At 73.5% G+C, this 14,054-nt stretch carries 10 protein-coding genes; 3 read left to right on the top strand and 7 right to left on the bottom strand.

Annotated features, from left to right (window positions below):
* Window positions 1-15 precede the first annotated feature (15 nt).
* Both ABGB16_RS15570 and ABGB16_RS15565 read left to right on the top strand, forming a co-directional pair.
* Entirely contained in the window at window positions 16-1,644 is a 1,629-nt protein-coding gene (locus ABGB16_RS15570) for a GMC family oxidoreductase (protein ID WP_347668761.1), read from the top strand.
* Between the two features lie 14 nt (window positions 1,645-1,658).
* Window positions 1,659-2,912 carry an aminotransferase class III-fold pyridoxal phosphate-dependent enzyme gene (locus tag ABGB16_RS15565; RefSeq protein ID WP_347668760.1) on the top strand — a complete coding sequence of 418 codons (1,254 nt, stop codon included), beginning with the start codon at window positions 1,659-1,661 and terminating at the stop codon, window positions 2,910-2,912.
* A gap of 41 nt (window positions 2,913-2,953) precedes the next feature.
* Here ABGB16_RS15565 and ABGB16_RS15560 read toward each other — a convergent pair whose 3' ends face one another.
* Together ABGB16_RS15560 and ABGB16_RS15555 are read right to left on the bottom strand one after the other, a co-directional pair.
* The gene (locus ABGB16_RS15560; protein ID WP_347668759.1) at window positions 2,954-3,763 is read right to left on the bottom strand and encodes a hypothetical protein; all 810 of its coding nucleotides are present in this window, start codon (window positions 3,761-3,763) and stop codon (window positions 2,954-2,956) included.
* A 7-nt stretch (window positions 3,764-3,770) separates the two neighbouring features.
* Entirely contained in the window at window positions 3,771-4,928 is a 1,158-nt protein-coding gene (locus ABGB16_RS15555; RefSeq protein WP_347668758.1) for a tRNA guanosine(34) transglycosylase Tgt, read from the bottom strand.
* Window positions 4,929-5,101: 173 nt separating this feature from the next.
* Between ABGB16_RS15555 and ABGB16_RS15550 the strand changes: the two genes are divergently transcribed.
* Complete coding sequence (locus ABGB16_RS15550; protein WP_347668757.1) at window positions 5,102-6,022, top strand: hypothetical protein; 921 nt, start codon at window positions 5,102-5,104, stop codon at window positions 6,020-6,022.
* Between the two features lie 170 nt (window positions 6,023-6,192).
* Here the strand turns inward: ABGB16_RS15550 and ABGB16_RS15545 are convergent, their stop codons facing one another.
* From ABGB16_RS15545 to ABGB16_RS15525, 5 genes are all read right to left on the bottom strand, one after another.
* Window positions 6,193-7,215: an NlpC/P60 family protein gene (locus tag ABGB16_RS15545; protein WP_347668756.1), complete on the bottom strand. Its 1,023-nt coding sequence runs from the start codon at window positions 7,213-7,215 to the stop codon at window positions 6,193-6,195.
* Between the two features lie 28 nt (window positions 7,216-7,243).
* Window positions 7,244-7,726 (bottom strand): poly-gamma-glutamate biosynthesis protein PgsC/CapC, encoded by a 483-nt coding sequence (locus tag ABGB16_RS15540; RefSeq protein ID WP_347668755.1) that lies wholly within the window; start codon window positions 7,724-7,726, stop codon window positions 7,244-7,246.
* Window positions 7,723-10,221, bottom strand: coding sequence for a poly-gamma-glutamate synthase PgsB (gene pgsB / locus ABGB16_RS15535; RefSeq protein ID WP_347668754.1), 2,499 nt, complete (start codon window positions 10,219-10,221; stop codon window positions 7,723-7,725). The genes ABGB16_RS15540 and pgsB overlap by 4 nt, the downstream gene beginning before the upstream one ends.
* A gap of 1 nt (window position 10,222) precedes the next feature.
* Window positions 10,223-12,457, bottom strand: coding sequence for a HAMP domain-containing protein (locus ABGB16_RS15530; protein ID WP_347668753.1), 2,235 nt, complete (start codon window positions 12,455-12,457; stop codon window positions 10,223-10,225).
* Between the two features lie 146 nt (window positions 12,458-12,603).
* Complete coding sequence (locus tag ABGB16_RS15525; RefSeq protein WP_347668752.1) at window positions 12,604-13,932, bottom strand: CapA family protein; 1,329 nt, start codon at window positions 13,930-13,932, stop codon at window positions 12,604-12,606.
* Window positions 13,933-14,054 lie beyond the last annotated feature (122 nt).

The following is a 14,054-nucleotide window of genomic DNA, read 5'->3' as shown; positions in this document are numbered from 1 at the left end:
GCTCTCACCGACCCCATGACCGGCCACGAGGAGATCACGGCCCGGCTGCGGTACGGCCCCGAGCCGACCGCCGACGACACCGGCCACGTCGCCGACGTGTGCGTGATCGGCAGCGGTGCCTCCGGCGCGATCACCGCATGGGCCCTGCAACGTGCCGGCCTCGACGTCGTCGTCATCGAACAGGGCCCCTTCGTGGACCCGTGGGTCAGCTACGACGACGTCGAGACGGTCGCCGAGACCGCCTGGATCCGTCAGGACAGCGGCGTCTGGGAGAAGACCGGTAACCCCTGGTCCACCTGCAACGTCGGCGGGGGGACGGTCTTCTACGGTGGCGCGGTCTTCCGGCACCGCCCCGTCGACTTCGACGCGGAGAGCCGGCTGGGCCCCTCCGACCTGCCGCTGCGCTGGCCCTGGGCGGTCGAGGAGATCTACCACTACTACGACCTGGTGGAGTCGGCGCTCGGGGTGGCCGGCGGCGGGCACGACCCGAGCCTGCCGGGCGACCCCGCGTACCCGATGCGGCCGGTGGAGACCACCGCCGAGGGCGCGGCGATCAGGTCGGCCGCCCGCTCCCTGGGCCTGCAGCCCTTCCCGACCCCGTTGGCCATCGCCTCCGAGCCCTACCACGGCCGGCTCCCGTGCGCCGGGGAGCGCCCGTGCATCTCGAACCGGTGCGACCGGGGCGCCAAGGGGGACGCCGTCACCGTCTTCCTCGACCCGGCGCGCAAGGCCGGGCTGCGCCTCTTCGCCGGGCTGAAGGCCGTCCGGGTGCTCCGCCGGGACGCCACCAGTGTGGACGGTGTGGAGTGCATCCGGGTGGACAACGGCAACCGGCACGTGTTCCGGGCCCGGCACGTGATCGTCGCCGGCAACGCCGTCCAGAGCGCGGCCCTGCTGCTCCGTTCCACCGACGACCTGAGCCCGCACGGCCTGGGCAACGGCCACGACATGGTCGGTCGGGGGCTCTGCTTCAAGATGAGCGGGTACCTGCACGGCTACCGCCGGACGGACGGGGCCACGGCCGGCGCCGGCCGGGTCGCCGGCCCCGGCCCCTTCTCCACCGCCGCGATCACCGACTACTACACCGCCGACGACGCGCCCGGCGGGTTCGGTGGCCTGATCATCGAGTCCCAGCCGGAGGAGGCCCTCCGGCTGCGCCCCGACGAGCAGATCATCCGGCTCGAGTGCCTGGTGCCGGACACGCCCCGCGCCGACAACCGGGTCACGCTCGGCCGGGGCGTGGACCGGTTCGGGCTGCCGGACATCGTGATGGACTACTCCCCGCACCCGCGCGACCGGGCCCGGCTGGAGTACCTCCAGCGCCGGGCGGAGGAGATCCTGCGGGTGGCCGGCTGCGAGCTGACCTGGCGCGACTCGTCGTACTTCTGGATGGGCAGCACGCACCTGCACGGCACCTGCCGCGCCGGTACCGACCCGCTCACCTCGGTCACCGACCCGGACGGCCGGGTGCACGGCCTGACCAACCTGATGGTGGTCGACGGCAGCGTCATGCCCTACCCGGGCGGCGTCAACCCCACCCTCAGCATCCAGGCACTCGCCCTCCGCATGGCGCACCAGCTGCTGCGCCGGGAGTTCGGCATCGAGCCCGAGGTTTCCCCCACCCACCCCGTCGGACCAGAGTGAATCGAGCCGTACCCATGACCATCGACATCGACGCCGGCAAGCTGCTGGCCCAGGAACCGACCTGCCCCCGGGACGCCGACGGGCGTCCCCGGGTCTTCGTCGAGGGGTCGGGCGCCTACCTGACCGACCCGGACGGCCGGCGTTGGATCGACTTCGACAACGCCCGGGGCTCGGTCATCCTGGGGCACGGCGACGAGGAGGTCGCCGAGGCGATCGCCCGCGCCGCCCGCGGCCGGTCCGGGGTGGGCACCGCCTGGAGTCCGGTGCTGGACGGCCTGCTCGGCCAGCTGCACGAGGTCTTCGGCGGGGACGTGGTCGGCCTCTACCGGACCGGCACCGCCGCGCTCCGGTCGGTCACCTCCGCCGTCCGGGACGCCCGGGAGCGCCCGCTCGTCCTCAGCTCCGGCTACCACGGGTACGACCCGATGTGGCACACCGACGAGCCGTTCGCCCCCAACGAGCACGGCATCGTCGAGTTCCTCTTCGACCTGGACGTGCTCGCCGAGTGGCTGGCCAAGCCGGAGCAGGTGGCCACGGTGGTCATCTCGCCCGACCACATGCACCTCGGTGACCGCTGGTACACCGAGTTCACCCGGCTGACCCGCGAGGCGGACGTCCCGGTCATCGCCGACGAGGTCAAGGTCGGCCTCCGCTACCGGGCCGGGCTCTCCACCGACCTCCTCGACCCGGCCGTGTGGATCGTGTCGAAGTGCCTGGCCAACGGCGCCCCGGTCACGGCGGTGGGCGGGGACGGGCAACTCCTCGCCGCGCTGGAGGACGTCTCGTTCACCTCGTACTTCGAGCCGACCATGCTGGCCGCCGCGACCACCACGCTGCGGCGGATGGCGACCGGGGAGCCGCAGCGGGCCATCCGGGCCGCCGGCGACCGCTTCATCGCCCACACCCGGCAGGCGTTCGTCGACGCCGGCGTTCCGATCGACCTGGCCGGCAACGGCAACCTCTTCCAGTTCGTCTGCGCCGACGACGAGGTGCAGGACGCCTTCCACGCCGCCGCCACGGCCGAGGGGCTGCTCTTCTTCGAGGGCGACAACCAGACCCCGTCGGCGGCCTTCACCGACGAGGTGGTCTCCGACGCGTGCGGCCGGATCGACCGGGTCTGCGCCGCGCTCTCCGGCCGCTTCGCCGGCCGCGAGCTGACCGAGGAGTCCTGGTACGCCAGCGCCTGGGGGGCGATGGACGGGCTGGCCGACCGGCCGCGTACCCGGGAGGAGACCACGGCGATCGTCGAGCGCCTCTGGGAGGACTGACCGGCGACCCCGGCGGGGGCCGGCCCGGCCCTCCGTCGGCGTCAGCCCTTGCCGATCGCCACCAGGTCCTCGGTGTCGAGCGTGGCCCGCGACCAGCTCCAACCCCGGTCGCGGGCCAGCTCGGCCAGCTCCGCGACGTGCCGGGGCACGAAGACCGCCGCCCGGCCGTTCATGGCCCGGGTCGGGAACGACACCACCACGTGCCGGCACGCCAGCCGGTCGACCAGCGCCAGGCCCGCCCCGGGCCGGCGCCCCTCCATGCAGTGGTACGTCTTCAGCAGCAGCGCCACGTCGGCGGTCACCTCGGAGTCACCGCCGAGCACGTCGGAGTGCCGGACCTCGTTCCCGGGGTAGGCGCGGCTGAGGAAGGCGTTGCCCAGCGCGACGAACGTCGAGTTGAAGTCGTAGCCGACGTACCGCGCGTCGCTCACCTCCCGCAGCCAGGGCAGGCTGAACGGGTTCAGCGCGCAGGCGAGGTCGGCCACCGTACGCGGCGGCGGCACCAGCCCGAACAGGGCCGGATAGAAGGCGTCCAGGTCGGGCAGGCGCTCGGCCGAGGAGAAGTGGCCGGCCAGCACCTGCCGGCACCACTCCCGTCGAGCCTGCGGGTCCGCGAGGTCGGCCCGGTCCAACGTCTTGCGCAGCGCCGCCGGCCGCGCGGTGAGCAGGTGCAGGGCGGCGACCTTGTGCAGCCGGGCCCGGACCAGGCGCTCCAGCTCGGCCGGGTCTGTCGTGGCCCGCGCCTCCCACCGGACCAGGTCGGCGATCGTCTCCGGGTGCACGTCCCGGTACTTCGGCGCGGCGGTGAGCCGGGCGAGCACCTTCTCCACGGCGGGCGGCGCGGACGTCACCGGTGGGTCACCCCACCCGGCTCGGCTCGCGCAGGCTCGGCCGGGCCATCCGGCCACCCTTGATCATCTCCAGCAGCCGCGTGTAGAAGCGCAGGTTGTGCATGGTGGCGAGCCGGTCCGCGAGGCCGTCCTTCACCCGGAACAGGTGGTGCAGGTAGCTACGGCTGTACCGCCGGCAGGTCGGACAGTCGCAGGTCGCGCAGATCGGCTCGTCCTTCCAGGAGTTCTCCTCGTCCAGGATGTAGACGTTCTGGTAGAAGCTCCGGTCCGGCGTCAGCAACCGGTCGGCGATCTCCGGCACGAACGAGTAGAGCCGGCCGTGCCGGGCGTCCCGCGTCGGGATGGTGCAGTCGAAGACCCAGCGGGTGTCCAGCTCGCACAGCGAGACCAGGTGCTCGGGGCGGCCCACCCCGAGGGCGAACAGCGGCGCGTCCTGCGGGGTGATCCGGGCGAGCAGGGCGAACATCTCGCGCTCCAGCTCCCCCTCGGCGCTGAGCGGCCAGCCGCCGAACCCGAACCCCTGCGCCCCCGACTCGACCAGCGCGTCCACGCAACGTTGCCGCAGCTCCGGGTCGGTGCCGCCCTGCACCACCCCGACCAGTAGCGGTGGCTGCGCCCCCCGTCGCTGCCGGCACTGGAGGTCGTACGCCTCGCGGGCCTGCCGGAACCAGCGGATGGTCCGCTCGGTCGAGGCGAGCTGCTCGGCCGGGGAGTCGTCCGGGCCGGTGCAGTCGTCCAGGGCGACCACCACGTCGGAGCGGAGGCCGAACTGCCACTCCATGACCTTCTCCGGGGTGAGCACGATCTTCTTCGCGGTGGGCGACTCCTGGAAGGTCACCCCGCCGGACCGGATCGCCCCGGTCTTGCCCTGCTTGCGGAGCAGGGACAGCACCTGGAACCCGCCGGAGTCGGAGACGATCACGCCGTCCCAGGCCATGAACTTGTGCAGGCCGCCGGCCCGCTTGACCGTCCGCAACCCCGGCCGCTGGGCCAGGTGCATGGCGTTGACCATGACCGCCTCGATCCCCACCGTCGACAGGTCGAGCGTGTCGACAGCCCGGACCGAGGCCCGGGTCGCGTCGGGGAGGAAGGTGGGCAGGACGACTGATCCGTGGGCGGTGTCCAGCGACGGGCCTGCCGGGGCGGATGGGTCCGCGGGCGTCATTGTTCGCAGCTCCTCGGCAGGGGCGGGTGGACGCTTCAGGATACTTGCCGCCCGCGGGGCGACCGCACCGCCGGTCGGGCGCCGGCCCGTGCCGGGTCGTGGCAACGGGAGGTTGGCCCGGTGTGAGGTACGGGTCCGCCACGCCGACACCTGAGCCCGGTACCCTCCACACGATGTCGAGGAACCGCCCGCCCCGCGCCGGACTGATCGCCGCCTGTGTGAGCGCGGCGGTGGTCCTCATCGCCTGCAGCCCGACGCCTCCTCCGGCCACCCCGGCGGTGGCCGGCACCGCCGATCCGGCCGCCGCGGTCGACTCCTTCGTCGGCAGCCTCGAGCCCACCGCGCCGTACCGCGATCCGACGACCGAGGAGCGCCAGCGGGCCCGGGACGCCGTCGAGCTGCTGTTGGACGGCCGGGACGGCCTGCCCGGGGCCACGGGGCTGCTGGCGGCGGTCGGGTACACGGCCAGCACCGGCACCGACCCGGAGACCGGCCGCGAGTACGCGATGTTCAGCACCGAGGCGGGCGGCGACCGGGCCTGGGGGATGCTGCTCGTGGACCTCTCCCGCGAGGTGCACCTGGCGATCGAGGTGCCGCACCCCAACTCCGACCTGCACACCGAGGACCTCGGGCTGCGGCTGTTCCGGGCCGTGCCGGGCTCGATGCTGCTGGTGGCGGGCGCACACCGGCGCGCCGCCGACGCCAGGGCGGACGCGGCGCACAACCCCGACGGCCTGTTCCAGGTGATCGCCGGCCGGTTCGCCCGGCGCGATCTCAACCAGATCCAGCTGCACGGGTTCGCCGACAAGAGCCTTCCCGACGAGGACGCGGTGGTCTCGAACGGTCAGCGCCGGTCCAGCGCCCCGCTGCGACGGGTCGCGAGGTCCCTGGAGGACGCCGGCTTCGTCACCTGCCGGGCCTGGTCGGCCAAGTGCGGTCAGCTCGAAGGCACCACCAACACGCAGGCGGAGGAGGCCCGTCGGCGGGGCTCGGTCTTCATCCACCTCGAGATCACCTGGGCGGTGCGGCGGGACGCCGAGCGCCGCGCCGCGCTGGTGGAGGCGCTGGCCACCGCGGATCTCACGGCGGACTGACGAGATTCGCCAGCTGGCGGGCCCGGCGGCGCGGCCCGACGAGAACGGCCCGACGTGAGAACGGCCCGCCCGGCGGGACGGGCCGGCGTCGAGCGGCCCGTCCGGCCAGGCGGGCCGGTGTGGAGTCAGGGCCCGGCCGGGCGGAGGTCGGCGTCGCGCCGTCCGGCGGGTCAGATCCGGCGGGCGGCGCGGAACTTGGAGGCCCAGTAACCGGCGCCGTCCAGCAGCGAGTCGCCGCCGAAGTCGCCGAGCGTCGGGCCGTCCGCCTTGGAACGGCTGGAGATGAAGCGGTGGTGGCCGGAGTCGTCCACCCCGAGGTAGATGCCGGAGTGCTCGATGTGCTTGCCGCCGATCGGGCCGGCATTGAAGAACAGCAGGTCACCGGGCTGGAGCCGGTCGTACGCGCGGGCGGCCCTACCGGTGTTCGGCATGAGCTGGGCGCCTGGCCCGAACTCGGCCATCGCGTACGCCCGCCGGGGCAGGCCGACGCCCTTGGTGTTGGTGCCGCGCAGCGGGTACTTCAATCGGTAGCCGTAGACCATCCGGATGAAGCCGGAGCAGTCCAGGGCCCGGAAGTGGGCCTTCGCGGGCTCCTCGTGCTTGCCGTCGGGGAAGTCCCACGACACCCCGAGGTAGTCGTAGAAGTCGGACTTTTCCGCCCGGCCATCCGGGTCGGTGTCCGACAGGGGGCCGAAGGAGGCGTCCCCGGCGAACTGGAGTCCCTTGGAGTCCTTGCGGGGCTTCGCGCCGTCGATGTAGTCCATCATGATGGCCAGCGCGTCCGGGCTCTTGTCCACGAGCGCCTTGTCCAGCCAGGGCTTGAACCAGGCCGCCTGCTCCGCGCCCTCCTTCCACTCGCGCGGGGCGAGCCGGATCCAGGCGTCGGTGGTGACCGTCGCCTTGGTGAACCGGGGCTCGTCGAAGGTCCGCTCCGGGCCGGTGATCTTCACCGTGCGCGCGCCGTCGGTGAAGACCGCCAGCACCCGGCCGTCGGCGTCGCGCACCTCGGTCCGCGCCGGGTTCTCCAGCCGGGCGAAGGTCGGCTCACCGGTGCCCGCCGCCGCGCCGCCCGGCTCCGAGACCGCCACCGGCGAGCTGGTCGCCGGCTCGCGGTCCGTCAGCCCCAGCACGACCGCGCCCGCCCCCACCGCCAGCGTGACCGCCGTCGCCGCCCAGATCGCTTTCCGTGTCACCGTGCGTGCCCTCCTGTCGTGCGTCCGGTCAGCTCACCGGCACCAGGCCGGCAAGGATGCCACTGATGATGATCAGGTAAGAGCCGACCGACACCGCCCCGGTGGCGAGCATGGTCGCCACCGGCGGCTGCCGGACGAGCTGGTAGGCGATGAGGCCCGGGGCCACGAAGCCCAACGTCTGGTGCGAGAAGAGCAGCGGGAAGTCCTGCTGGATCACCAGGAAGAGCGTCGTCTGGAGCAGCACGCTGAGCAGCACGATCGCCGCGAACAGCCGCTTGCCGTACAGGATCACCACGCGCTGCATGAGCTTGGTGAGTGCCCAGGTCACCCCGGTCATCACGACGATCACCGCAACCTGCCGGTACTCCTCGACCAGCGCCAGCGCGATCCAGCCGGGAGTGATCATGCCGCCCGGGGACAGGTTCGTGGTCAGGTAGCAGGCCAGCGCCAGCACCAGCCCGACCCCGAGGCAGAGGGTGGCCAGCTCGGGGGTCAGTTCTCCGTTGATCATCGGTTGCTCCGGTAGGCGGGCGGCCGCTGCTGCGGCGGCGGCCCGGGAACGGATCCCCGGCGACCCGACGGGTCGACCGGGTCGGGGGCGTCGGACGACCGGCGGTTCTGGTCCGGGGCCGCGTGGTCGAGGTCGTCCCAGCCGGGGAGGGGCCGGACCGGGCCGTCGGAGAGGTTCTCCTCGGCGAGCGCCCGGTACGCCGCCGCACCGGGGCCGTACGGTCCGGGAGGCGTGGCCGGCTCGTCAGGACCGTACGCTCCGGGAGGCGGGGTCGGCTGGCCGGGGCCGTACTGCCCTCGATGCGGGGCGCGCTCGTCCGGGCCGTGCCATGACGGCGGCGGGGCAGACCGGGCTGGGGCGTCGTCGGGGCCGTACTGCCGGGGGGCGGCGGGGCGGTGCTGCTCGGGGCTGTCGGGTCCGTGCCGGCGGGGGCCGTCCGGCGTGTGCCGCTCGGGGCTGTCGGGTCCGTGCCGGCGGGGGCCGTCCGGCGTGTGCCGCTCGGGGCTGTCGGGTCCGTGCCGGCGGGGGCCGTCCGGCGTGTGCCGCTCGGGGCTGTCGGGGCCATGCCATGCCGGCGGCGGGGCAGACCGGGCTGGGGCGTCGTCGGGGCCGTACTGCCGGGGGGCGGCGGGGCGGTGCTGCTCGGGTCCGTTGGGGCCGTGGCGACGGGGACCGTCCGGCGTGTACCGCTCGGGGCTGTCGGGGCCGTGCCATGCCGGGGGCGGGGCCGACCGGGCTGGGGCGTCGTCGGGGCCGTGCTGCTCGGGTCCGTGTCGGCCGGGGCCGTCCGGCGTGTACCGCTCGGGGCCGTCGGGGCCGTGCCGACCGGGGCCCTCCGGCGCGTACCGCTCGGGGCTGTCGGGTCCGTACCGGCCGGGGCCATCGAGGCCGTTCTGACGACGGTCCGCGGGGCCGCTCTGACGGTCCTCGCCGGCGTAGCGGCGGGGGGCGACAGCCTCGGCCGGACCGTGCCCGGTCGGGGCCGGACCGCGGTGGGCCGGGGCGGGGCCGCCGGGGGCCTGGGGCGCGGCGGCCCGGGCCGGCGGGGCGTTGTGCTGCTGCGGCATCGGGCGCGGGTCCTGGGGCCGGCCGGCGGCCGATCCGGTGCGGCCCCGCGCCGCCCGGACGGCCTGCACCTGCCGCGCTGAGACGACCTCGGTCGGCGCGTGGGGCGAGACGCCGGCGGGACGCTGACCCGGCCGCGCCGTCCCGGCGGGACCGTGGCTCGGGCGCCCCGCCCCGGCGGGACCGTGGTCCGGGCGCCCCGCCCCGGCGGGACGCTGGTGCGGCTGCCCCGGCACGGCCGGTGCCGCGCCCGCCGGCGGCCGCTCCAGCCGTTCCAGCTGGGCCAGCAGCAGTTCGCCCTGACCATGGATGTTGCCGATGGCGAGCACCGAGGCGTACCCGTCGATGGTGCCCAGCACGGCGTCGAGCAGCTCGCGGGCCTCCAGCTTGCCGCCCAGGTCCACCACCCGGTCCTGCCAGCGATCGTCGATCTTGACGCGGGCGCTGCGGGTCGGGTCGCCGATCAGGAGCACCTTGTCGGGGTCGATGCGGGAGACGAGCGAACCCATCTGCCCGTTGCGCTCGACCCGGTCCGGCCGGCAGTTGATCAGCACGTGCAGCGGGCGCGGGATGGAACCCTGCGACTGGAGCTGCTGGATGTTCATGTAGGTGGACTCGGGGTCGTTCGCGGCGAAGATGTTCGCGAACCGCAGCGACTTGTCCCCGGCCCGGTACTCCTCGACGCTGAGCACACCCGGGTCGGGCGGGGCGGTCCACATGCCCTTCAGCGCGTCCCGGCGGCTCACCCCGAGCAGCTCGGCCACGGCGAGGGCGATCGCCACGTTCTCCTTGAACGTCGTCCAGGTGAAGCCGCGCATCTCCTCGTCGGTGACCGACTCCGGGTCGACCGCGATCAGCTTGCACTTCCGGCGGTCGGCCTCCTCCTGGAGGATGTGCAGCCGGTCCTTCTCGGCGGTCACGCAGATCCCGCCGACCGGCATCGACCGGCTCAGGGACCGGGCGACGTCGTCCAGCGTCGGGCCCATCTCGGCGAGGTGGTCCTCCCGCACGTTGCAGAGGATGCCGATGGTGGACTGGATCAGCTTGGTCTGGTTCAGCTCCTGCAGCGGCGGCATGACCGCCATGCACTCGATGACCAGCGCGTCCGGGAAGTACGAGGCCGCCCGGCGGACGATGCCGATCTGCTCGACCACGTTGGCGATGCCGAACTTCCGGTAGACCGGCTCCTCGCTGGCGTCGGGGAAGATGAACCGGGCGGCCGTGCCGGTGGTCTTCGCGACCACGGTCAGCTTGCCGCCGCGCAGCGCGCCCGCGCAGAGCCGGGTGATGGAGCTCTTGCCGCGGATGCCGTTGACCAGCACCCGGTGCGGGATGCTGTGCAGGCTCTTGTGGTGGTTGCGCTGCTCGATGATGCCGGCGGCCAGCAGGCCCAGGCAGGCGAGGACGAAGACGGCGTACAGGAAGAACACGTCAGCTTCCCTTCCGCGGGTTCCGTCGCCGCTCCGGCACCTTGGTCATGATCACCGTGTTCATGCCCTCCACGCCGCGCAGCCGTACCGCGCCGCCGAGCCGTTGCTCGCCGTGCACCGCCGCCTGGCGGCAGACCTCCAGGCAGACCGCGACCGCGCCGATCTCGTCGTGCCAGCGGGGCGAAATCGCCTGGCTGGTCTTCCCGCCGGCCAGCGCCGCCGCCTCGCGGGAGAGGTTGCGCAGCGGCCGGAGCTGGAAGAAGTAGTGCCAGCTGACCAGCAGCAGCGCGATGCCCGCCGCCACCACGATGACGAGCAGGGAGCCCTGCCGCAGCGCGTTGTTCGGCAGGGCGTAGTCCGCCACCGGACGCCGGGCCACGACCGTCCACTCCAGCTGCGCGGTCGTGCCCTCCAGCGACACCGGCGTGGCGACCAGCATCTCGCGCCGGCCGTCGATCTCGACGACGTCGGCGTACGGCTTGCCGGTCAGAGCGCTCGCCGCGGCCTTCCGTACCGCGTCGGTGGTGACCTGCTCGAACGCGAGGTAGCCGGAAGTGTCCAGGATGTCCCGCTGGTCGATGTCGAGCACCTGGACGCGCCCCTCCATCCGGTCCAGGAGGCGGGACAGGTAGCGGACGTCGTACTCGGCGGCCAGGCCACGGCCGTCGGAGAGCTGGTAGTACGCGAAGACGATCGGCAGGCGGCCCCGTACGTCGTAGAGCGTCACCCCGCTCTCGCCGGGCACCTGCCCGGCCGGCCGCATCGGCTCCCGGCCCGCCGTGGTGAGGGTGGCGCCGTCGGCCGAGACCAGGTACGCGCTGCGGAAGCGCGGGTTCTCGTCGACCAGCCGCTCCAGCACCTTGCCCATGGCCGACGGGCTGGCCTTGCTGTTCTCCCGTCCGGCCTGGGCCAGCTGCGCGAAGCCGCCGTCGAGGATGTCGCTGACCACGCTCGCCACCGCCGCGGCCTGGTTCTCCGTGTCGCGGACCACCTGGCTGGGCAGGTCCCGCTCGGCGGGCGCGAGGTTGACGACGATCAGGCCGCAGGCGGCGAGGATGACCAGCGTCGCGGCCACCACGGACCACACCGAGCCCACGCCACCCCTCGGGCCGTCCTGCCGCGAGCCCGCCCGGCCGTCCCGCTCGGCGGCCAGCGTGTCGAAGGCCGCGCCGATGCGGTTGGCCTCGCGGCTGGCCGTACGCAGCGGACCGGCGGTCGGGTTGCCGGAGGCGACCGCCTTGGCGTGGTCGAGCAGCCGGCGTACCGGACGGACCAGGCCGAGCTGGACGACCAGCAGGACGAGCAGTGCCGCGACCAGCAGGACGGCCGTGGTCACGAGCGGCTCGCGGCTCACCGTGTCGGCGGTGACCGGCGAGTACACGACCGAGACCACCGAGAAGCCGAGGCTCCCGACGACCGACGCGGTGACCACGGGGGCGACGGGCTGCTTCGCCGGGTCGCCCGCCGGCGGCGGAGCCGCGGCGCCGGACCGGGCCACGGAGCGCTCGTCGCCGAGGGCGCCGAGCACCTCGCCGAGCAGTGCCTCGACCGGGCCGCCCTGGACCGGGGCGCCCTGGGCGAGGGCCCGGTCGCCGCTGGGCACGGCGATGAGGATCGCCTGCCGTGAACGGGGATCCAGTCGCAGCGACCGGACGCCCATGTCCAGCTCGCCGATCAGTAGGGAACCGTCGGCCAGCGGCTCGACCAGCAGGAGCCGCGGGTCGTTTCCGTCCACCAGCGGCAGCGCGGCCCGCGTCGCGGTGATGCCGGGCGGGACCGTGACCGGCTGCCCGGCCGCCGCCTTCTGCGTACCGCCGGACGCGTCCGTGACGACGGCGCCCCGCCACTTCGGCTGCTCGGCCACCATGTCGGTGAGGATCGCCTTCACCCGGTCCGGGCGGCTGTCATGGGACCTCGCCACCTGTTCCAGCTCGTCGCGGCTGCGGCCCACGGAGTTGTTGATGCTGCGGGACAGCCCCTCGACGAACTGCCGCTGGGACTCGCTCACGGCCCGGGGCACGCCGGCGGGGCTGACCCGGTCCAGATAGACGAAGGCGAACGCGGCGAGGAGGGCGATGAGGATCGAGCCCACCGCGACCGGCGTGCCGAGGCCGGTGAGCGCGCGCGGTGTGGGAAGCTGCTTCTCCAGGCTGATCAGGCGCCACCGGGCGAGCTGGTCGGGGTCGTTCGCGCTGGTACGTGCGTCCGGGCGACCGACGGGAGGTGCGACGTTCATCCGCACGCTCCGCTCAGGCCAGCATCCATCAACACCAGTTCCTCCCCCCGCCACAGCCAGCAGGCGAGGCTAGCAGGGCGACGACTGTCGATCCCATGTCAAACCCTCGATCGTCGGCCAGGTGCGACTGATCCGGCCTTTCACGCTCATCCATTCGGTGCGGTCGCCGACTCGTCGGGCGGGACCGTGGCGCCGTCGGCCGACGTCTGCGGCGGCGGCCCGAGCACCTTCAGCCCGGCCTCATCCCCGCCCTTGGCGAGCAGGTGCCCGCGGATGCGGTCCAGCGCGGCCTGGTAGACGACGCGGCGGTGCTCCGGGGTCGCCGGGTCGGTCAGCGCCGCGGGCAGGTCGATCAGGCGTACGTCGGGGTTCAGGTCGACCCAGGTCGGGATGGCCTCGGCGGTGGTGATCCGCCACTTCTTCGGGGCGACCTGGGTGAAGGTGAACCGGCTCATGACGCCCTCGCGGTTGGCGAAGACCGGCTCGGCGTGCCGGGCCACCTGGTTGCCCATGCCGTAGACCACCCAGTCCCGGCCGAACTTCTGGATCGGCTGCACGACGTGCGCGTGGTGGCCCAGGATGAGGTCGATGTCCGGCGAACTGATCAGCGGCGTCACCCACTTCTCCTGGTTGGCGTCCGGCTGGTTCTGGTACTCCGTACCCCAGTGCAGGCTCAGCACGACGATCTCGGCCCCGGCGGCGCGGAGCTGCCTCGCCGCCGCCAGGATCTTCTCCGGCTCGATCAGGTTGGCGATCCACTCCTTGCCCGCCGGCCGGTTGAGCCCGTTGAAGTGCAGCGAGTACGACAGGTGGCCGACCTTCACGCCCGAGCGCTCGTAGATGCGCAGGACGGCGGCCTCCTTGGCGGTACGCGCGCTGCCGGTGTGACCGATCTTGGCGGCGTCGAGCGTGTCCAGGGTGCGCTTCACGCCCTGCTCGCCCTGGTCGATGGTGTGGTTGGACGCCGTCGAGCAGGCGTCGAAGCCGGTGGCCCGGATCGCGTCCACCACCTGCGGCGGGACGCTGAACTTGGGGAAGCCGACGAACGGGCCGGCCGGCGCGGCCAGCGGGGTCTCCAGGTGGCAGATCGCCAGGTCGGCGCCGGCCACGGTGGGCCGCACATGCTGGAAGAGCGGGTTGAAGTCGATCCCCCCGGGGTGCCCGCCGCGTTCGGCGTCGCGGCGCGCCTGGTACGTCAGCTCCGGGTGCACCAGCACGTCGCCCGCGCCGAGGATGGTGAACAGCCGCCGGCCGGAGGCGTCCCGCCGGGGCTTCGGGTCCGGCGGCGTCTCCAGCTGGCCTGTCGCCGCCGGCGCGCTGCCGGGCTCGATCGCCCGGTTCGAGGTGAGATCGTCCTGCCCCCAGAGGCGCCAGGAAACCACCCCGGCTCCGGCGAGCACCACCAGCACCAGGACGATGATGCCTGTCACCTTGACGCGTCCGCGTTCTCCGCCCGCGCTACCCCGCTTCGACACCGCGCTAGCGTAGGGTACGAACCTGAACTCGCGTGGATTCGGTGAAATGCGCTTCGTCATTCGTCACCGGAAACGGTGTCGCCGACCACGCTTCGTGGATGGGGCAGACCCCCGCCGCCTTC

This window comes from Micromonospora sp. B11E3, from assembly GCF_039871625.1.
Classification (GTDB): domain Bacteria; phylum Actinomycetota; class Actinomycetes; order Mycobacteriales; family Micromonosporaceae; genus Micromonospora.
Note: the sequence above shows the minus strand (reverse complement) of the source record. Positions and strands in the feature narration are given on the sequence as shown.